The following is a 21,901-nucleotide window of genomic DNA, read 5'->3' on the forward strand; positions in this document are numbered from 1 at the left end:
CAGCGCTGTTGTCACATCCTTTGGCCTATTCACCAATCGCCAAACAGGCGGCAGGCGGAGAAAAAGGGATTGATTTTTTACACTACATCGATCGAATTCAGGCGGTGAATGTATTTGACAATGGCGATGTTGAATTTAATTTTTATGCGCCCTCAGCGGAGTGCGTGGAAGTGGCAGGAGTTACAGGTTCGTTTAAAAGCGATAAAATACCTTTATTCAAAAAAGAAAACGGGTATTTTACCAGAATACTCAGCGGCATTCCTGCAGGATTCCATTATTGTGACTGGTTTGTAGACGGAGTAAGAGTTTCAAATCCGGATGGACGTTTTTATGGCGGCTTTCGAATGATGAATTTTTTCGATATTCCGGAGACACAGGATGATTTCTATTTCAGAAGAGAAGTGCCGCATGGGACGGTACGCATTGAACTTTATCATTCATCCGTGAATGGAAGAACAAAATATGCCTATATTTATACACCGCCTTTGTATGAAGAAAATGTCGATAAATTGTACCCCGTTCTTTATTTGCAGCATGGTGTATGTGAAGATGAGACCAGTTGGCTCTGGAGTGGAAAGGCCAATTATATTTTAGATAATTTAATTGCAGAAAAAAAGTGTCAGGAAATGATCATAGTAATGAACAGCGGTTATTCTTTTAAGGAATATGAGCTTCCAATCACTTTTTTCCATATACCCGGAGAACATAACTGGACATTTTGGAGGAAGGCATTGAGAGCATTCCTGAATTTAGTATTTAAATAATTAAATGGGCCTATGGGTCAGAAAGGGTAGTTTATATGCGAAAAACAACGAATTTTAACAAGGACTGGTATTTTATCCTGGAAGACAATCCCACGTTTTCAGGACAGGAGGCTGATGAAAATTCCTTCAGAAAATTAAACCTCCCCCATGACTGGAGCGTGGATTATGCCCCGCAGGAAAATGAAAAAACAGGCGGCGGAGGCGGCTACGGTAAATCAGGCATTGGCTGGTACAGAAAGCATTTTACGATGGAACGTCCGGCGGAAAAGGAAAAGATATACCTGTATTTTGAGGGCATCTATATGGATTCCACAGTCTATGTAAACGGAAAGGAAGCAGGCGGCCACGGCTACGGCTACACCTCCTTTTATGTGGATGTAACGAAGCTGGTGCGGGAAGGTGAAAACCTGGTGGCCGTGCGCGTGAAAAACGATCTGGTTCCCAACTCCCGCTGGTACAGCGGCTCCGGCATATACAGAGATGTTTACCTGGTGCGTACAAATGAAATCCACTTTGACCATTTCGGTGTCCGCTGCGCCACAAACGGCATTTATCCGAAACAGGACACGGCGCTGCTACAGATCCGCGCTCAGGTTGTCAATGACGGCAGCACGGCGGAAAATGTGGGGGTTCTCCATAAAATATATGATCGTGACGGGAAGCTTGTTTCCACATCAGGGATTGCACTGTATCTTGAGCCGGGTGAAAGCAGCGACTGCATGGTACGTCCGACTGTGGAAGCACCTCATTTATGGACGGATGAGGATCCTTATCTGTATACCCTGGTGAGCACCGTTGTTGCGGACGGCCGGGAGCTGGATTCCTTTACCTGCAAAGCAGGTATCCGGACAGCTGTATTTGACGCGGATAGGGGCTTTTTATTAAACGGCGGGACTGTGAAAATAAAGGGTATGTGCGTCCATCACGACTGCGGCCTGACAGGCGCTGTAGGTTATCGGGAAAGCTGGGAGAGAAGGCTGAAGGAGCTTAAAGATATGGGCTGTAACGGAATCCGTTGTTCCCATAATCCGCCGGCTCCCGTGCTGCTGGATCTCTGTGATGAGCTGGGCTTTCTTGTTATGGACGAGGCTTTTGATGAATGGCTCCTGGCGAAGAACAAAACGGATAATTATTATTCGGAAAGCCTGGCATACGGTTCAAGCATGTTCTTTACAAATCATGCGAAAGAGGATTTAACCGCTATGCTCAGACGCGACTATAACCATCCTTCGGTGGTTATCTGGAGTATCGGCAATGAAATTCCCGAGCAGTCATCTGTGGATGGTGTGAAAATACTGAAATTTTTACAGGACATCTGCCATCAGGAGGATTCCAGCCGTATGGTTACATCCGCCTGTGATAATATTGCTGCAGTGGAGCCGATCCGTACTCTGCGTGAGTTTGAAAATGCCCTGGATGTGGTGGGCTATAATTATGTGGGACGGTGGAGAGAACGGGCGGAAACCTTCTATGAGGAGGATCGGAAAGAGTATCCGGATCGCCGCATGATCGGCACGGAAAATCCTTCCGCGGGAGGCATACGCGGAGACTATTCCCAGGAGGGATGGTTCGGGAATTACGCAACCGCCACACTGCATCATGAAGCATTATGGCGTTACACGGCCAGCCATGATTTTGTTTCCGGCGATTATCTGTGGACCGGCATTGATTATCTGGGAGAAACCAGATGGCCGAGACGCGGCGCGCCGTGCGGACCGCTTGACACGGCAGGATTCAGGAAGGATACCTTCTACTATTTCCGCTCTATATGGAATACGAAGGAAATTACGCTTCATCTTGCGCCCCAGTGGAATTTTGAGGGTCAGGAGGGCGTTTATAAACAGGTGATCTGCTATACTAACTGTGAAGAAGTTAAGCTATACATAAATGGACGCTATGTGGGCAGCAGAGGATATCAGTGTCCCAGATACGGGGCAGTGCGTGCCTGGAATGAAGGCTTCCATAAATGTTCCACAACAAATGATCTTCATCTTTCCTGGGATGTGGCCTATGAACCGGGAGTGCTGCGTGCGGAAGGGTTCCGGAACGGGGAGCTTGTAGCGGTGGATGAGGTGTGTACCACAGAAAAAATGGCTGGACTGTCAGCAGACGTGGTAAACACGGAAATATCGGAGGGAAGCCTGGTGCAGATAGAACTGTCCGCCAGGGATGGGGAAGGCCGGTTTGTACCGGATGCCTGCCCGATGATTTCCTGCCAGGTGGAAGGACCTGCGTATCTGGTGGGGATGGATGCGGGAGACCTGCTTGATTTATCCCTGTATTCCAGTCCGGGCAGAAGGATGTTCAATGGCCTTTTGCTGGCAGCGGTAATGGTTGAGGGTAAAGGAGAGGTGCGTGTTACCTTCACCTCAGAAGACGGAGCTGCGGAAACAGTGACCTTCCGGGCAGAATAGATGGTGGGAGTGAATTATTATGTATATAAGAAAATTAACCAGCCAGGTCATTCTGGATTACGGCCGGGCCGAGGTACATACACAGGCGGGGACGCTGCGCGGTGTTATTTCTGACGGGACCTGCATATTCCGCGGCGTGCGTTATGCACAGGCGCAGAGGTTCCATCTGCCGGAGCCGGTAACGCCCTGGGAAGGCGTAAAAGAGGCAATTACCTATGGGAATGCCTGCCCGGAAATTTTCACCTGCGTGCCTCATGATCAGTATACGGTGCCGCATTATTTTACCGTACAGAGCGAGGACTGCCAGTTTTTGAATATCTGGACGCAGAGTATTGAAAAAGGGGTAAAAAAGCCTGTTATGGTGTGGTTCCACGGAGGCGGGATGATGACCGGATCCGGTGTGGAGCATTATGCCTATGACGGGGAGGAGCTTTCCCGGTTCGGGGACGTAGTGGTGGTCACGCTGAATCACCGTTTGAATGTGCTGGGCTTTCTGGATCTTTCCGCCTATGGGGAGGAGTACAGATATTCGGGCAATGCCGGCCTGGCGGATCTGGTGGCGGCTCTTCAGTGGATTCATGAGAATATTGTAGCCTTTGGCGGGGATCCGGATAATGTGATGCTGTTCGGGCAATCCGGCGGAGGAAGCAAAGTAGTCAGCATGCTGCAGTCGCCCAGGGCGGCAGGGCTTTTCCACCGGGCCTGCCTGCAGAGCGGGGGCATGCGCCCGGGAACTGAAATGACGAGATCTCTTTCCCGCCGGCTTGCCTCTTACATCCTGGAATATCTGAAAATTTCCCCGGAGCATGTGAAAGAGCTGGAGAGCATTCATTATGACGAGCTGGCCTGTGCGGCGGATTATGCCGCCGGGCGGCTCTCCCGGGAAGAGGGGAGGCCTGTGATGTACGGTCCTTTTGCGGATCAGGATTTTTATTCCGGACATCCCCTGGAACACGGATTTATTGAGGATACCAGGGATGTTCCCGTACTGTGCGGTTCTGTGTTCGGGGAATTTTTAAATAATTATGCCTCTCCTGTAGGTACAGGAAGCAAAAATTCCTGGACGGAGGAATATAAGTACGGATTGCTTTGCACAGAATATGGGGAGGAAACGGAGAAAATAATAGAAGCCTTCCGGAAGGCGTATCCGGATAAAAATACCGCTGACATTCTGTTCATGGATACGGATATGAGGCGGAATGCCCTGGCTTTTGCCAGGCAGCGGGCGGAATTTTCGAAGGCAGGTGTTTATAACTTCCTGTTTACCCTGGAATCCCCCTTTAACGGAGGCACGGTTCCCTGGCATAATGCGGAAATCCCCTATGTATTCCATAATGCAGAATACCTGGAGCCCTCTTTCATTCCGGGGATTACGCCTGCGGTGCAGGATATTGTCAGCGGGGCCTGGGTGAATTTCGCAAAGACAGGCAGTCCGAACGGCAGCGGTGTCCCGCAGTGGGATGCCTTTGGAGGAGAAGAAAACCGGACCATGGTTTTTGACCGGGAATGCAGGCTGGAGACAGATCACGATAAGGAGCTGCTGGAACTGTGTCCTGCACGGAAGGTTGATTTTTCAAAGCTGATGGGATCCAAGAAATAAGAAATGAGGCTATTATGTTTATAAAGAAATTGACAAAACAGGTCATATGTAATCCGGAGGAACCGGTGGTTTGTACGCCGAACGGGAAGCTGCGCGGATTAATTGTGGACGGCACCTATATTTTCAGGGGGATAAAATATTGCGAGGCCAGAAGGTTTCACCTGCCGGAGCCGGCAAAGTCCTGGGAAGGTGTGAAAGAGGCCATTATTTATGGGCCGGTATGCCCTGAGATCCAGACGGTGCAGCCAAGTGATAATTATACGGTGCCGCATGTTTTTAATCCCCAGGATGAGGACTGCCAGTATCTGAACATCTGGACGCAGTCGCCGGATGCGGGGAGGAAGAGGCCGGTTCTTGTATGGCTCCACGGCGGCGGCTTCGCAACGGGGTCAGGGATTGAACATTTCGCATATGACGGAGAAAATATGAGCCGTTTCGGGGATGTGGTGGTGGTCACATTGAACCACCGGCTGAACGTATTGGGATTTCTGGACCTTTCTGCATATGGAGAGGAATACAGGTATTCCGCAAACGCAGGCATGGCGGACATCGTAGAAGCGCTGCGCTGGGTGCAGAAAAATATCGAAGCCTTTGGCGGAGATCCGGGGAACGTTACTATTTTCGGGCAGTCAGGAGGCGGCGGGAAGGTCGCGGCTCTTCTGCAGATGCCGTCGGCAGCCGGACTGTTCCACCGGGCTGTAATACAAAGCGGGATAATCCGGGCGCATTCCGGCAAGGCGGAAGACCCGGATATGGCGCGGCTGCTGTTGGATAAACTGGGAATTACACCGGAACGGATCCGGGAAATAGAAGAGGTGCCCTATTACCGTTTCCAGCAGATCATTTCCGGCCTGGGGCCTCAGGCCTTTATGGATTTTGGACCCAAAAGGGATAATGACCTTTATATGGGGAGTATCTTTGAGGCCGGGATATGTGAGCATGCGAAAAAGGTGCCGGTGATTGTGGGGAATGTACTGGGCGAGTTCTGCCAGAATTTTGCCGCAACCTGTGATGACGGCCGCAAAAACAGCTGGACGGAAGAAAAAGCGGAAGCGCTGATCCGGGAAAAACTGGGGGAAGCTGCAGAGGAAGCCATGAAGTTATTCAGAAAGGCATATCCCGGGAACCGGATACAGGATCTGCTTTTTACGGACCGGATATTCCGGCCGGGTTCCTTTGACTATCTGAAAATACGCGCCGGGGCCGGTCTGGAAAATACCTATGGTTATATGTTTCAGCTGGAACAGCCGGTATACGGGGGAACCCTTCCCTGGCATAACGCGGAAATCCCCTATGTATTCTATAACGCGGATTATATAGAGCCTTCCTACATTCCGGGAATTACGGAGCTGGTGCAGACAATCGTGTGCGGCTGCTGGTGCAGTTTTGCCAGGACCGGCAGACCGGAAGCGGCTGGGGCGCCTGAATGGCTGCCCTATACGCAGAAGCAGCATGCAATGATGTATTTTGATAAGGAATGTGAGGTAAAATCTGCGGATGCGGAAGAGGAACTGGCGGAATTTTTGGCGAAGCATCCGTTTATGATGACACAGCAGGATCGCAGCGTGGAGGCGAAGCTATTTGGCGGAGGACCGCGGGTATAGCTGAAAGAAATGCGCCGGGCTGGGAAAACGACAGAAAATATTTAAACTAACCTTTCAGGCAGGTCTGCGTGTTGGCTGCGCAGGCTTGCTTGTCTGCATGCTGCCGGATTTTTGCCATGCTAAAAAATATAAATTTAGCAAAAAAATGCATCTGACCGATTGCCATCGGATTTAAAAAAGTATATGATAAAAGAGAGCAATTAAAAAGACAGAATTTGCCGGTAAAAACGCGGCAGCATAAAATGCAGAAGAACAATACCGCAGGGAAACCTGCATAAAGCCGGGGGAGATTGCATGGACAAATTAAAAGAACGTGTAAAAATCAAAAACATATGGACGAAGAACAGAATTGCCGTTCCTCCAATGGTCTGTTTTCACTGGTCGGATGACAGCGGCTGTGTAACGGATAAAAACCTGCAGCATTACCGGGATATGGCAGCAGGGGGAGCCGGTCTGATTATCGCCGAGGCCACGGCGGTAACAAAGCGGGGCAGGCTTCATGAAACACAGCTTGGTCTGTGGGAAGATAAACAGACAGAAGGATGGAAGCGGCTGGCGGATGCCGTGCATCAGTATGATGTGCCCTTTTTTGTGCAGTTACATCACGCAGGCGTGTCGGGAATCGAGAAAAATGCCGACTGCCCCAGCGATTACAGTTTCAGGGACAGCAATGGGGAGCTGCGGGCAAGAGGCTGCGAGATGTCTCCGGAGCGTGTGCGGGAAGTGATTGATGATTTTGTGCAGGCAGCGCGGCGGGCCAAACAGGCGGGACTGGATGGGATTGAGCTGCACGGCTGCCACAGCTATCTTATCTGCCAGTTTTTTAACCGTAATATCAATCACAGGGAAGATATCTATGGACAACGCCGGGAAAAATTCGCGCTGGATATACTGGAAGGAATCAGGGAAAGCTGCGGGGAAGGCTTCGTGGCAGGAATACGGCTTGGGGCCTTTGAACCAGCTTTGGAGGATGGGATAGAGCATGCGCTATCCCTGGCGGGAAAAGCTGATTTCCTGGATATATCATATGGTTTCGGCGGGGAAAGCATTTCCCTGCGACCGGAAGGGTATCCTTTTTCAGAAGCCATCTATGGAGCCCAGGAAATCAAGAAACGTCTGCCGGATATGCCGGTTTTCGGCGTAGATGGCATTACGGATGGGGAAATGGCTGAAAAAGCCATTCTGCAGGCGGGAGTGGATATGATCGATGTGGGAAGGGGCTTTTTAGTAAATCCCAATTTCGGAAATGATGTCCTGGAAGGAAGAAGCTGCGGAAAATGTCTGCATTGCCGGCCGGCCTGTAAGTGGAGCCCGTTTCTGAATGACGGGACGGTGGTGTGCCCGGGAAGAAATTTGTTTTTACGGAATCAAAAGCAGTAGCCTGGACATCCGGCGGTTGACATATTATGGACATGTTGTAAAAATAATGAGTAACTGTGAGGGGTACTGAACAGTTACAATAAAGAAATGTAAATGGAGCTGAAGCAAATGCCGAAAAATACAAGAGGTGTGCAGGTAAAACAAATAGCGGAGCACCTGGGGCTGTCCTCAGGGACGGTGTCCATTGTCCTGAACGGACGGGGAGATGAACTGAGAATATCCAGGGAAACCCAGAAAATTGTTATGGATACTGCCAGGGAGATGAATTATCAGCCAGGCAAAACCCAGAAAAAGAATCAGAAGACAGTTCGCAAAAGCGATGGCTTCCGTATTGGTGTGTTCTGGAACCTGCATTACATGGGGGGCCTTTTGGGCCAGTTCTATTCCGGATTTCAGGAGACGGTAAAGCAATATCAGATAAAAGTGGAAATCGTTCTTCAGCCCTTTGAATATGATCATCTGAATGCTTTTGTGGATGCATTTTCCGGTAGGCAGTACGATGGAATTATCATAGGCGGCCTGTCGGAAAAGGACAGCGATTATCTGAGAGAGAACCTGTTTGAGATGCCGATTGTATTGATTAACCAGACATTGGAAAATTACAGCAGCGTTTATGTTGATGACTATCAGACCGGAAGACAGTGTGCGGAACTTTTTTACAAAAACGGGCATGAGCGCGCGGGAATTGTGTTCTCTGAAAACCGCAGCGCCGCCAGTGTTCTGCGGTATAATGGTTTTGCGGAGGAGTGCAGGAAATGCGGCATACAGCTAAAGGATGAATGGAAAGTATCGGGACCTGGAAACGGGATTGGCGGCTATGAAGCGGTAAAACAAATGCTGCAGTGCGCAGAATTGCCAACTGCCCTTTTTGTACAGACAAGCAGGATGAACAGCGGCATTCTTGCGGCGCTCCGTGATGGAAATATTGCGGTTCCGGGGCAGATGGAAATAATCGCCTATGGGGACGGAGATTTCAGCCAGTATCTTTACCCCACCGTAACAGTGCTTCATGTGTCGGTTTCGGAGATGGCGGCGAATGCCATGCATCTGCTGCTGACAATTCTGCAGAATGATCTTCATATCACCCTTTCCAAGCTGCATGTGACGAAATTGATTTATGGAGAAAGTTTTCAGAAAAAAACAGAACGGCAGGATCCGTAAACTGCTGTATCGTAAGATGTGAATGAAGCCGAAGGGGCGGAGCGCCCCTGAAAATGTTCCCGTATCAAGCGGCGGACTATCTGAAGATAGCGTCGCTTTTTATATAAACCGATGCTAAACTTTAGCAAAATTATTTGTAGAAACATCAATTATATTGGCCGTCAAAGTCAGGAGGGAAATACCACTGCCTGCCAGAGGGTAAATTTCTAAAGAAATTGTATTTTTCTCCGTAAAACAAGGAGAAAAATTTCTCTGCTCGTTATAGGACAAATTTCTAAAGAAATGGCATTTTGCTTCGCAAAACAAGGAGAAATAGGATATGGAAGAAAAAAACAGTAATAATATGTTAAAAAAAGTAATAGCGGAAGAGAGGCTGAAAGCGGTTTCCTTTTTTGAAGATGCACCCTGCTATCCGGTGGAAGAGCTGGTCCGGATGTGGCGTTTGGGACGGCAGCTTGAAGCGGAAACAGACAATAAAACCTGTATGGCACAGCTTCGGGAATTTTGCATGCTCAGGGATTCTCTTCAGAAAAAAGAAAATGCACCGCAAAGGATTTATCTGTGGCCGGACGGCAGGATACCGGTTAAGACGGAATACGAGGATAATTCAGACTGCAGATATAACCATAATCCGGACTTCAGGCCGTATCTCTATGAAATGCTGCTGCCGGAGGGCAAGGAGCCAAAGGGCGCTGTTGTAGTTTGTGCCGGCGGGGATCATGGAGACTGTGTCCTGAGTGAAGGATACCAGACCTGCCTGGATTTCAATGAGATGGGGTATCACAGTTTTCTTCTGCTGAACCGTACTAACAGGCGTCCCTGGACAGGGCAGGAGTGCGGTGCGGATGTTGCAAGGGCAATCCGCATGATCAGGGCATCTGCCGGGCGCTATGGAATCAGGGAAAACCAGGTGGCCTTTGCGGGCTTTTCCAACGGCGGCCTGACCGGGGAAGCCTGTATCCGGTATTATTCCGGAACACAGAGAACGGCGGATCATTTTCCGGATTACATGGAAGATGAACTGGACAGATACTATGGGGCGCCGGACGCTTTTCTGTGTATTTATGGTCCGCGTTATAAGGGGGCTGCATTTGATTATACAAATGTGGTGTATCCCCCCGTCTTTTTTGCAGTGGGAAGGGAAGATTCGGCGCTGGATAACCTGAACGCGGTTCTTCCGGATCTGCTGGCCCACGGCGTGGAAACGGAGGTACATACTTTTGCCGGCGTACCGCACGGGCAGGGCGGAATCACTATAGTGGGAGAGAAAACGTATCCTAATTTCCAACTGTGGCTGCAGCTGGCGGATGTGTTTCTGCAGGATGTATTTCAAAGGCAGAGGCAAAAGTAAAACGAAGTAAAAGGACAGAGAAAGGATAGAAGGAATGCAATTAAACAGCAAGCTGAAATTATATTTGGGAACATCGGAATTTTATAAAAGGGTGGGAATCATAGCTGTTCCCATTGCCCTGCAGAGCCTGATTTCCATAGGGGTCAATATGATGGATACCGTAATGCTGGGGGCGTTGGGGGAGGTGGCGTTGTCGGCCTCGTCCCTGGCCAACCAGTTCATTAACATCTACCACGTATGCTGTATGGGAATCGGCATGGGGGCTTCGGTTATGGTGGCCAGGTTCTGGGGGATGCGGGATTCCCAATCGCTGAAACAGTCCATTACCATCATGCTTCGATTGTGCATTGTATTCGGCCTGCTGTTTATGGCGGCTACGATTCTGGCGCCAGGGGCATTGATGCGGATTTACACACCGGATCCGGACATTATCAGGGAAGGAATCCGCTATTTTAACTGGTCCGTGCCCACCTATCTTTTGCTGGGGCTGTCGCTTACCTGTACGATTGTGCTAAGAAGCGTGGGGCAGGCAAAAATACCGCTCATCTGCTCCAGCGTCAGTTTTATGGCGAATCTGTTTTTTAACTGGGTTTTCATTTTCGGCAATCTGGGAGCGCCGCGCATGGAGGTAGCCGGGGCGGCGCTGGGAACCCTCCTGGCAAGGATAATCGAGTTTACCGCAATCGCCGTGTATTTTTTCCTGCGGGATAAAAATATTGGCTATCGGGTAAAGGATCTGTTGATGGATTGCCATGGGCTGGTGCCGGAATATCTGAAAATCTGCATACCGGTATTGATAAGCGATTCCCTTCTGGCGCTGGGAAACAGCGCGATTGCCATGATAATGGGAAGAATCGGCGCGGCCTTTGTGTCGGCCAATTCCATCACTGCCGTCACCCAGCAGATGACTACGGTGCTGACGCAGGGGATCAGCCAGGCGGGCTGTATCATCACGGGGCATACCCTGGGAGAAGGGAAAAGAGAGCAGGCGCAGCGGGAAGGCTACACCTTCCTGATTTTCGGCGCATTGCTGGGAGCGGCGGCCTGCCTGGTGATTCTGGCAATCAGCGGGCCTGTCATCGGCATGTATCATATCCAGGAGGAAACCCGTCAGATTGCGCAGCAGCTTATGGATTCAGTGGCTATTATCCTGATTTTCACCTCCGCCAACTCCATACTCACAAAAGGAGTGCTCCGCGGTGGCGGGGATACCAGATTCCTGATGTTTGCCGATATCCTGTTCCTCTGGCTGGCAAGCGTGCCCCTGGGAATTCTGGCGGGCCTGGTATGGAAGCTGCCTGCGTTCTGGATTTATTTTTTCATGAAAATTGATCAGATTATAAAATGTGTCTGGTGCGTTTATAGACTGCGCAGCGGGAAGTGGATCAAAGCGATAAAGAAATCGGAGGAAAAATGAAATGAAAAAGAGAGAGCTGACAATTGCACATCATGGAAGAGACGTACATGGATATTTTTATGAGCCCGATACGAAGGAATATCCTCTTATTATTATGAGCCATGGATATAATGGGCATAAATCCGACTTTGATATTTCGGCGGAGTATTTTGCCAATAATGGTATCGGCGCGGTCTGCTATACCTTTTGCGGCGGGAGCGTGAGGGATGAAAGCGGCTTCCATACAACGGAAATGACATTATTTACAGAGGAAGAGGATCTGTGCGCGGTTTTGGACGAGGTTCTTACATGGGATCAGGTTAAAAAAGAAGAGATATTTTTGTTTGGAGGTAGCCAGGGAGGATTGATAAGCGCTATGGCGGCCGCGGACAGAAAAGATGATGTCAAAGGCCTGATTTTATTATATCCTGCATTTTGTATTGCGGATAACTGGAATAGTCGTTTTAAAAGTGAAGATGATATTCCTTCCAAATTGGAGTTTTGGGGAATGGAACTGGGGAATAAGTTTTTCCGCACTTTGAGGGGATTTGACCTTCATACATACATCAGCCGGTTTGAACGGCCGGTTTTGATAATGCATGGGGATCGGGACGAGGTTGTACCACTTTCCTATAGTGAATCGGCGGCGGAGGAATATGAGGAGGCAAAATTGGAGGTGTTTGCCGGGGAGATACATGGATTTACCGATAATGGGAACCGGCGGATGGAGGCCATGACGATGTATTTTATTCATGATCTTATCGGAAGAGAGTGAATGATATATGGTGGTAAAATTAATGGGTTATGTAATTTATAGATGTATGTGATGAGAGTAGTTTCAGTATGAATATATACGGTTTGATTGTCTGAGAAGGGGGGTTATCAATGGGATGTCGGCAGAATCTATTGAAAAAATATAAGAGGGGCAGCAGGACCCTTATATCCTGGTTTGTTTCTTACATAGCAGTAATTTGTGTTCCTATCCTCCTCAGCTTCTTTATGTTTTCCTATGTTGGAAAGATCCTTTCCGGACAGATTCGACAGATGCAGGAGGACAGTGTAAACCAACTGAAATCTGTATGTGATGGGAAGATGGAGAAGATTCATGTGATCGGCAGACAGATAGCGGAAAATCCTGATATTACAGGTTTCATGGAATATGAAGCAACACAAAGCGGTGAAAGCAAGCTGGCAATACAGTCGGTTTTTAAATACCTGCAGGCGCAGATGGCAAATGAAAACTGTATCAGTGATATTTTTATCTTTTCCAGAAAAAGCAGATATCTGATATCACCCAGACAGGCATCAAATGAAATGGGATCCCACGGCTTTGATTATGAAAGACATTTCAACAGAAGTGAAAAAGAATTATGGGAAATGCTTGATCATCTTAATCAGCCTGTTTTAATTTTGGAGGATAGCCTTGGACAGTCGCATTTGTATTATTATAGTGTGATTATGTCGGAGAATATCAGAAACCCTGACGGGTGGATTCTGATTCAGCTGGATTTGGAAGCCGGAAATTTTCAAAACGGAAGAGTACTGGAAGGAATAATGACAGGCAATGGCATTTTTTATGATATAGGCAGGAAGAAGTGTTATGATGGCGAAATTGCGGAAGAACTGAAGCAGATGGCTCCCTATACAAGAATACAGAAGGAAGGGGAGGACATTTTTATAGCTAAAGTAAAGTCCGAAGCGGAAAACTGGGAATATTATTGCGGGATTGATACATTATCTTTGTTCCGTAATATTAACCACACCAGGAATGCTTATATCTGCTTTATTTTGGCAAGCTCGGTTATCAGCGTTCTTCTTGCCCATTATCTGGCTAAAAAACAGTACAATCCGGTTTTGAAACTGATTGAGGCAATAGGACAGCAGCATCCGGCAGAACCGGCCGGAAATGAATTTGAATATCTGCAGAAGACATTCCAGACAATTGCCAGGGACAGATATGCCCTGGAAAATCAGATTGATAAGGAGAAGGATATTATCGTAAATAATATTCTCAGCCGAATCATCAAGGGATATTACGTCTCTACGGCAGAAATTGAAAATGCGCTGGAACAGTATTGCATTCATTTCCCTCACCATATTTTCCGGATGGTCCTTTTTTCTGTGGACGATTATTCCAATCTGTTTTTTGATAATGATGCTAAAAATAAGGTGGAAACCTACGATTTGGTTCATTTTCTGATTAAAAATATTGCAACGGAATGTATGCGGGAGACTTTTGAAGTGGTGGAACCAGTTGAATGTGACAACTTTGTTGTGCTGCTGGTTAATTACAGCAGCCGGGAAGAACAGGCAGTGGAAGAGCTGATAGCGGAGAAAAGCAATAAAACCAGGGAATTTTTAAAGGACAGGATGGGACTCGCGGTTTCCTGGTTCTGCAGCTTTGAATGTATCCGCCTGACTGAGCTGCGAAGTTGCTATAGCGAATGTCTGATGAGCATGGGAGACGGGGGCAATATTGACAGAGAGATAGATTCCAACATACGGAACCGGAAAGAGTGGAGGTTGGTTAATTTCCTGAAAAACGGTAATCTCAACAGTGCGGAGATGGTTTTAAGGGATATTATTCAGGAGGTCAGAGAAACAGACGGCGATGCCATATCGGCCAGATTGTATCTGTTCCACATACTTTTCCTGATACGGGATGCTTCTTCCGGCAGAGCAGAGCTTGCGGCGGGCTGTGATGAAAATAAAATTATGGGAATTATGAACTGTTATGATAATGACCGGATTGCAGATTCGATGATACGTCTTTTCGCCATGCTTAAAAACAATGCGTCTGCCGGGGAGCACGTCAGGCCGAGGGCGGAAAGAATCAAGGAATATATTGACACTAATTATACCAGCCCCGATCTTTCCCTTTCTTCAATAGCAGAGAAGTTTCAAATATCAGAAGGATATGTTACACGGCTGATGAAAAAAGAGTATGATATGAAGGTCAGCCAGTATGTGAATGAAAAGAGGATAGAACGGGTGAAATATCTGATGAAGGATGATTCCCTGAATATTAATGATATTGCAGAGCAGGCAGGATTTTATTCGTACAGAACCATGATTCGTTCCTTTAAGCAGTCGGAAGGAGTTACACCTACGGAATACAGAAAGAAGAAAGATGAAAAAAAGGAATGACGGGGATTTTCAAATGTCATTTCTATTCCTGTTTTGTGCAGAAAATGTCATTTTCGCCTGGAAAGGCCGGAAAATGGCATTTTTTCTTTTGCCCTGGTTGGAAAATGGAACTATCTTCACGTCGAAAGCTATGTTAAGGTGCAGTTACACAGATGTATTTCAGCTCCGGACGCGTACGGTGTTGAAGGAAAACTGATAGAATGTGGAAAATACCTGAAATATGAATGGGAGGCAGTAATGAAAGGTAAATTAAGAAAAGGGATTGCATTATTAGGAATTACGGCATTAACGGCAGCGGCCCTGGCAGGGTGTGGGTCAGGAAAAACGACTGATAACCAGCAGGCGGCAGGTGCATCTGCTTCCGTAGCGGAAACAGCGGCAGAAGCAAAGGACAGTGATACAGCGGCATTAAATAAGAGAGATGAAAATGGCAATTATGTGGGGCCACTTTGTGAAGAGCAGAAGGAACTCAGCATTTTCTTTGCCATAGGCGGTGCGAATTTTTCAGGAGCCCAGACCTTCACACAGGAGGTAATTGACAATAATCCTTCTTATCAGAAGCTTTCGGAGAATACCAACATTAAAATCAATTATATTATTCCTGCAACAGGCGAAGAAGAAGCACAGTTTAATCTTCTGATTGCATCCGGTAATTATCCGGATATTATAGTTGGGAATACCGGTATTTCTTATCCGGGAGGAATGGATCAGGCGGTAGAGGATGGTTGTTTTATTGATCTCGCACCTTATGCGGAAGAATATATGCCTAATTATCTGGCGCTGATTAAGGAAAATGATCAGTCCTATAAGGAAGCCACGACCCTTGAAAACAGGATGGCTGTGGCTTACGCAAAATATATGCCTGAATTTGAAGGCAAAGAGCTTCAGTGGTGGGGGCAGGTCATCAGAAAGGATCTGCTGGATAAAGCCGGCCTGGATATCCCTGAAACAGTGGACGAATGGGAAATCGCACTGAAAGCTTTTAAGGATATGGGGATTGAAGTACCCTATAGTATGCTGAATACTACAGGAATGGATCAGGCGCTGCTGGCTGCATATGGAATAGAGAAGGCGCCGGTTGACTTCCGTAATGATATAGGCATTTATCCCGGTTCTGACGGTAAGTTGACCTACGGTGCTGTGGAAGCAGGATATAAGGACTATCTGACTACAATGAACAGATGGTATAAGGAAGGACTGCTGGACAAGGAATTTATGACAAGATCACTGATGTCTACAATGGACACATTCCTCGCTATGTTTGGGGAAGGAAAGGTTGGCGCATGTTATACTTTGGACGGTCCGCTGCCCTCTATGATTCTTGCACTGCAGAACACGGTTCCGGATGCGGATGCGGCCGCGGTAGGGTACCCTGTCAGAGTAGCTGACGGAGCAAAACCTAAAGTTTCTATCAAGCAGCTCTATTGTGGAAACGGCAGTTGGTTTGCGATAACCTCAAAGTGCGCCGATCCCAAGCTGGCAATGAATTTTATTGATTATTTATGTTCCGAAGATGGGATCAGGCTGACAAATTTTGGGATTGAAGGCGAAACCTATACGATGAATGACGGTACACCTGTTTTTACGGATACAATTATGCAGCATCCATCCGGCTCCTCCGATGGCCTTCGTCTGAATGTGGCATGTGTCTTTGCAATCTCTGATGAAGCAAAATACCGTAATGCACAGTTTAAGTCAAAAGAAAATCAGGAATGGGACAGAATTTGGACAGAGTCTACGGAACAGTACAATACAATCTGGTCTCTGACAGCGGAGGAAGAACAGCAGGTATCAACAATAATGAATGATATTTCTACCTATGTACAGGAAGAGACGATTAAGGCGATAACAGATGATACTGCGCTTGCAAACTGGGACAATACGGTTAAGCAGATTTATTCCATGGGAATTGAAGAGGCTCTGAATATCTATCAGACCGGCTATGAAAGATATAATAACAGATAATTACGGAGAGATGGATGTGAAAAAGAAAAAAGGTTTGATCCATGATCTTAAAATTAATAAGGCTTACTATTTAATGCTGCTTCCGGTGCTCATTTATTTTATCGTATTTTCTTATGTCCCTATGGGAGGACTGGTAATAGCATTTCAGAATTTCCGGCCGGCAAACGGAATTTTCGGAAGCAGCTTTGTGGGCTTTAAAAACTTCATAGACTTTTTTAACAGTGTGTATTTCGGGCGTGTATTAAGGAATACAATTATCATCAGCCTGTTAAGTCTTTTAATCTGCTTTCCGCTGCCAATCATATTTGCATTATTGCTGAATGAAGTCAAACGTCTGCGGTTTAAAAAGGCTGTGCAGACAATAACCTATATGCCATATTTTATATCACTGGTAGTACTGGCGGGAATTATTATAGACTTTACATCTTCCGACGGGCTTCTGGGCGGTACACTTATGACGGCTCTGACAGGAGAAAGTAAAAATCTGCTTGCAGATCCCAAATATTTCAGGGCAATCATGACTGTCAGCGAGCTATGGCAGAGCCTGGGGTATTCCAGCATCATTTATGTGGCCACGCTTTCCGCTGTTGATCAGGAGCTGTACGAAGCTGCAGCGATTGATGGTGCAAACAGATGGCAGCAGACAATACATATTACAATACCGGAAATCTCATCAACGATTATTATCATGCTGATATTGAAATGCGGTACAATGCTGGCTGTTGGTGCAGAAAAGATTATCTTATTGTATAATGCAAATATTTATGAAACGGCAGATGTTATTTCCACATTTGTGTACAGAAAAGGTCTGCAGGAGTTCAACTATGGTTATTCAACGGCAGTCGGGATGTTTAATTCCGTTATCAATTTTGTACTGATTGTTGTGGCAAATAAGCTGGCAAAAAAGTTCAGCGATACAAATTTGTTCTAGGAGGCTGCTATGGTTGAATCAAAAAGTGTGGGAAAAACTGTATTTTCGGCAGGTAATGCAATATTACTGACTGCAATATCCGTTGTATGCATCCTTCCGATTATCCATGTGATAATGTCCTCTTTTTCGGATCCGGAAGCTCTTGCGCTCAGCAAGGGACTTGTATTATGGCCGAAAAAATTTTCATTGATCGGATACCGGGAGGTCCTGAAATCATATACTGTATGGAATGGCTATTGGCATACACTGCTATATGTTTCCGTCCAGACACTGCTGGGGGTATTTTTTACATCGATAGGCGCATATGTCCTGTCAAGGAAGAACCTGAAGCTCAAAAATCCGATTATGCTTCTGATTACATTTACCATGATGTTCAATGGAGGGCTTATTCCAAACTATGTGCTGATGAATAATCTGCATATGCTGGATACCATATGGTCGGTTATTATTCCGGGCTGTATTACTCCCATGAACCTGATTATAATGCGTACTTTTTTTCTCTCTATTCCCGACAGTCTGGAAGAAAGTGCGAAGCTGGACGGCGCCGGCGCATGGACAATCTTATTCCGCATTTATTATCCATTGTCCAAGGCAAGCATTGCGGTAATAGCTCTGTTTCTTATTGTTGCACAGTGGAACAGCTACTTTATAGCAATGATCTATCTTCAGGACAGAAGCTTATGGCCGTTGCAGCTTGTATTAAAGGATTTAATTACTTCCCAGCAGGGGGCGGCCATGCTGGCTGTGGGGGACAGCGCCAGCTCGGCCGCGACACTCCTGCTGACAAGAGTGGTAAAATATGCTGTAATAGTAGTAGGGACGCTTCCAATCTTTTGTATTTATCCCTTTGTACAAAAGTACTTTGTAAAGGGCGTTATGATTGGTTCAATAAAAGGGTAATGGAGGAGAAAAAATGGGGACAAGATTTCAATTTGACGACAGAACGGCAGTGGTGGAAACTACGAAAGGAAAAGTCAGGGGCTATATCCTGAAGGATATTTATGTCTTTAAAGGAATTCCGTATGCAAAAGCGAAGCGCTTCCATGCCCCGGAACCGGTCCCGGCCTGGGATGATGTGTTCGATGCCACAAGCTTTGGCTATGTATGCCCGCAGCTGTATCTGCCCAGGCCAAATGGGGAAATATTCGTACCGCACCGTTATTGGCCGATGAATGAAGACTGCCTGAACCTGAATCTGTGGACACCGGCCTGTGACGATCAGAAGCGGCCGGTTATGGTATGGCTTCACGGCGGCGGATACGAATCGGGATCTGCGATTGAGCATATCGCTTATGAAGGCGAAAATATGAGCAGATATGGGGATGTAGTTACGGTTTCCATTAACCACAGGCTGAATATAATCGGTTATTTTGATCTTTCTGATTTTGGGGACGAATATATCAATTCAGGAAATGCAGGAGGAGATGATATCATTGCAGCGTTGCAATGGATTCAGGAAAATGTGGAAAAATTCGGCGGGGATCCGGATAATGTAATTATATTCGGCCAGTCAGGAGGCGGTGGAAAGGTAACTACGCTGCTGCAGTCTCCCGGGGCTGACGGATTATATGCCAAAGGATATTCCATGAGCGGTGTGCTTGATGTGGAAAAGCCGGTTGAGGAAGAAAGCGGAAAGGCCCTGGCGGAGAGCATTATGGCAGAATTGTGCATACGCAGCGTGAAGGAATTGGAAGAGGTGCCTTATCAGAGTCTGGCGGATGCCTATATAAAGGTGCGGCCTGCTTTTGCAGGAGAAAACAGATATGTGGGGGATTTACCCTTCCGTAATGAATTCTATGCAGGCGATCCGCTGCTTTACGGTTTCAGGAAGGAAACTGCCCATATTCCCATGCTGGTAGGTTCCGTATTCGGAGAGATGGCTTCTTTTGTTCCGGGAAATGCTGATAAGAAGAAAATGCCGGAGGAAGCGGGAATAAGGGGCGTGGAGGAGGTGCTGGGAGCCGAAGCGGCAGCTTTGCTGATTCCCCTGTTTAAACAGGCATATCCGGAAAGACATATCAGCGATCTTACCCGTATGGATTATATTTTCAGGAATGGCATACATAAATATATCCGTATGAGAAGCGGACTCAACCAGTGTACCTATTCCTACATGTTCAACCACGATATGCCCATCGAAGGCGGTTCCACGCCCTGGCACTGCGCTGATATTTCATATGTGTTCCACAATACGGAGTTTGTGCCGTCCGCCCAGGAGGAATGCGCGGAGAAACTGGAAAAACTGATTTTCGATACGGTAATGGCATTTGCACACAGCGGTAATCCGAATCATAACGGGCTGCCTGAATGGCCGGCAAGCACGCCTGAGAAAGAACAGACCATGGTTTTTGATGTAAAGCCGGAGCTTCGCTGTAACTATGATCATGATCTCATGCCGTTATATAAGAAGTATATGCAGCCGGTATTTGAGAAAAACAGGGCTAAGATTACGGAGAAGGCCCAGCATTAGAAATAGCCAGATTGAATATGCAAGGATGTGATTATGAGCAGAACGAATGATCTGACAATTTCAGTTAACCAGTCTGCTGATGACGGAGGCTCCCGTGCGGAAAATGAGATCATAAGTAAATATCTGCTGCGTCCGACGCTTCCCTCAGGGGCGCTGGCGGAAGATGAAGAAGGCTACCGGTTATTGTGTAATTACATCAGTACCCTAAAAGTTAAAAAACGCAAAAGCAATCGCATTCCGGAGGATTTAAACCGCTGGAACGGTATATATCGCGTTACCTCCGGGGCCTTTCATATAAATACGGAGCTGCGGCCGGTGGATGACAATAATGTATATACGGATTTTTATGATCACGAAGATGTAAATGTAAAGGAAGTTTCCATATATTATAAAAATAATATGCTTGAACTGGTTTTTGATGATGGGACATACAGGACATGTATCCATGCTTATCTGGACGGAGAATTGAGGCCCGTGTACAGCAAAGGAGCAATTCCAATCTATACATGGACGGTATCTACGGCCTTTGCTGATGCAGAGGAACTGGTAGTGGAAACAAAATTCCTGCAAACCTGTTTCTGGACGAAATTAATTTTCAGCGAAACTAAGGATGGAAAATATAAAGTACAGGTATATAAGGAACGCCTTCATGAGGATAATCCATACATTTATCTTGAAGCGGAACTGGTAAAAACGGAAAAAAGGACAGGTTGAATTACACCTGTCCTTTTTCATGAGATAAAAAAAGAAAACATAGCATGAATAATAAACGGTGCAGTGTAGGGACGAATATGGTATTATAATTAATAAAATCCGTAAATATTAAGGTGACGGAATACCACTGAAAAAGAAAGGAAGATACAAATATATGGATATCAATATCAAACGAGACGGCCTGACCCTGCGGGGAAGACTGGAGCGGCCGGACACGGAAAGCAAATGTCCGGCAGCCATCATTTTTCATGGCTTTACCGGAGATTTGGGTTATGAAAGGGACGGACTTTTCCAGGTATTAGCAGACCTGCTGACAGAAAAAGGAATTGCTGTGGTACGATTTGATTTTAATGGGCATGGTAAGAGCGATGGCGGTTTTACGGATATGAATGTCCTGAATGAAATTGAGGATGCCATAGCAATTCTTGAATATGTGAGGAAGCTGGATTTCGTGACGGAAATCTATGTGATCGGACACTCTCAGGGAGGTGTGGTTGCAGGCATGCTGGCAGGTTATTATCCGGATGTGATTCATAAACTGGTCCTGCTGGCTCCGGCGGCCACGCTGAAGGATGACGCGCAGAAGGGTGTCTGCATGGATGCGGTTTATGATACGCAGCATATTCCGGATACGGTATGTGTGGGCGGCGAACATGTAGTGGGAGGCCATTATTTCCGGATAGCAAAGCTGCTCCCGATTTATGAAGTGACCGGTAATTACCAGGGACCTGCGTTGGTAATTCATGGCATCCATGATGCGGTGGTTGATGCATCTGCTGCCGTCCGGTATCAGGAGTGTCTGAAAAACTGCAGGCTGGAGCTGATGGAAGGGATTGATCATGGGCTTCAGGGGGATGAGTATGCGCAGATGGTTAAAGCTGTAGTTAATTTTCTGTGTACAGAATAATTATCAGGATAGTTTATATTAACTGATGCGCTTAAAGGAAGGCTGAAAGAATACGCCATATCCTGTTGCAGCTACGGCTGCTGTCAGCCGCTGCCTT

General features: G+C 46.9%; 16 protein-coding genes. All 16 read left to right on the top strand.

Annotation, left to right across the window (positions count from 1 at the left end; translation table 11 throughout):
* The first annotated feature begins 164 nt into the window (after positions 1 to 164).
* A complete protein-coding gene (locus tag HMPREF1548_RS18450; RefSeq protein ID WP_198168653.1) occupies positions 165 to 764 on the top strand; it encodes an alpha/beta hydrolase-fold protein in 600 nt (199 codons plus the stop codon).
* A 35-nt stretch (positions 765 to 799) separates the two neighbouring features.
* Positions 800 to 3,178, top strand: a complete 2,379-nt coding sequence (locus HMPREF1548_RS18455; RefSeq protein ID WP_021637957.1) for a glycoside hydrolase family 2 TIM barrel-domain containing protein — start codon at positions 800 to 802, stop codon at positions 3,176 to 3,178.
* Positions 3,179 to 3,197: 19 nt separating this feature from the next.
* Complete coding sequence (locus HMPREF1548_RS18460; protein WP_021637958.1) at positions 3,198 to 4,778, top strand: carboxylesterase/lipase family protein; 1,581 nt, start codon at positions 3,198 to 3,200, stop codon at positions 4,776 to 4,778.
* A gap of 14 nt (positions 4,779 to 4,792) precedes the next feature.
* Positions 4,793 to 6,382: a carboxylesterase/lipase family protein gene (locus tag HMPREF1548_RS18465; protein WP_021637959.1), complete on the top strand. Its 1,590-nt coding sequence runs from the start codon at positions 4,793 to 4,795 to the stop codon at positions 6,380 to 6,382.
* A 294-nt stretch (positions 6,383 to 6,676) separates the two neighbouring features.
* On the top strand, positions 6,677 to 7,762 hold the full coding sequence (locus HMPREF1548_RS18475; RefSeq protein ID WP_021637961.1) for an NADH:flavin oxidoreductase: 1,086 nt from the start codon (positions 6,677 to 6,679) through the stop codon (positions 7,760 to 7,762).
* A gap of 108 nt (positions 7,763 to 7,870) precedes the next feature.
* Positions 7,871 to 8,923 carry a LacI family DNA-binding transcriptional regulator gene (locus HMPREF1548_RS18480; protein ID WP_198168654.1) on the top strand — a complete coding sequence of 351 codons (1,053 nt, stop codon included), beginning with the start codon at positions 7,871 to 7,873 and terminating at the stop codon, positions 8,921 to 8,923.
* Between the two features lie 319 nt (positions 8,924 to 9,242).
* A complete protein-coding gene (locus HMPREF1548_RS18485) occupies positions 9,243 to 10,274 on the top strand; it encodes an alpha/beta hydrolase (RefSeq protein ID WP_021637964.1) in 1,032 nt (343 codons plus the stop codon).
* 34 nt (positions 10,275 to 10,308) lie between these two features.
* The gene (locus HMPREF1548_RS18490) at positions 10,309 to 11,691 is read left to right on the top strand and encodes an MATE family efflux transporter (RefSeq protein WP_021637965.1); all 1,383 of its coding nucleotides are present in this window, start codon (positions 10,309 to 10,311) and stop codon (positions 11,689 to 11,691) included.
* Position 11,692: 1 nt separating this feature from the next.
* Positions 11,693 to 12,445 carry an alpha/beta hydrolase family protein gene (locus HMPREF1548_RS18495; protein WP_021637966.1) on the top strand — a complete coding sequence of 251 codons (753 nt, stop codon included), beginning with the start codon at positions 11,693 to 11,695 and terminating at the stop codon, positions 12,443 to 12,445.
* A gap of 110 nt (positions 12,446 to 12,555) precedes the next feature.
* The gene (locus HMPREF1548_RS18500; RefSeq protein WP_021637967.1) at positions 12,556 to 14,817 is read left to right on the top strand and encodes an AraC family transcriptional regulator; all 2,262 of its coding nucleotides are present in this window, start codon (positions 12,556 to 12,558) and stop codon (positions 14,815 to 14,817) included.
* Between the two features lie 237 nt (positions 14,818 to 15,054).
* The gene (locus tag HMPREF1548_RS18505; protein ID WP_021637969.1) at positions 15,055 to 16,782 is read left to right on the top strand and encodes an extracellular solute-binding protein; all 1,728 of its coding nucleotides are present in this window, start codon (positions 15,055 to 15,057) and stop codon (positions 16,780 to 16,782) included.
* 16 nt (positions 16,783 to 16,798) lie between these two features.
* Complete coding sequence (locus HMPREF1548_RS18510) at positions 16,799 to 17,713, top strand: ABC transporter permease (RefSeq protein WP_083493019.1); 915 nt, start codon at positions 16,799 to 16,801, stop codon at positions 17,711 to 17,713.
* Positions 17,714 to 17,722: 9 nt separating this feature from the next.
* On the top strand, positions 17,723 to 18,613 hold the full coding sequence (locus HMPREF1548_RS18515) for a carbohydrate ABC transporter permease (RefSeq protein ID WP_021637971.1): 891 nt from the start codon (positions 17,723 to 17,725) through the stop codon (positions 18,611 to 18,613).
* Between the two features lie 13 nt (positions 18,614 to 18,626).
* Positions 18,627 to 20,183, top strand: a complete 1,557-nt coding sequence (locus HMPREF1548_RS18520) for a carboxylesterase/lipase family protein (protein ID WP_021637972.1) — start codon at positions 18,627 to 18,629, stop codon at positions 20,181 to 20,183.
* A 33-nt stretch (positions 20,184 to 20,216) separates the two neighbouring features.
* Positions 20,217 to 20,897 carry a hypothetical protein gene (locus HMPREF1548_RS18525; protein WP_021637973.1) on the top strand — a complete coding sequence of 227 codons (681 nt, stop codon included), beginning with the start codon at positions 20,217 to 20,219 and terminating at the stop codon, positions 20,895 to 20,897.
* 154 nt (positions 20,898 to 21,051) lie between these two features.
* Positions 21,052 to 21,804, top strand: a complete 753-nt coding sequence (locus tag HMPREF1548_RS18530; protein ID WP_021637974.1) for an alpha/beta hydrolase family protein — start codon at positions 21,052 to 21,054, stop codon at positions 21,802 to 21,804.
* Positions 21,805 to 21,901: the final 97 nt, after the last annotated feature.

Source organism: Clostridium sp. KLE 1755, assembly GCF_000466465.2.
In the GTDB taxonomy this organism is placed as follows: domain Bacteria; phylum Bacillota; class Clostridia; order Lachnospirales; family Lachnospiraceae; genus Eisenbergiella; species Eisenbergiella porci.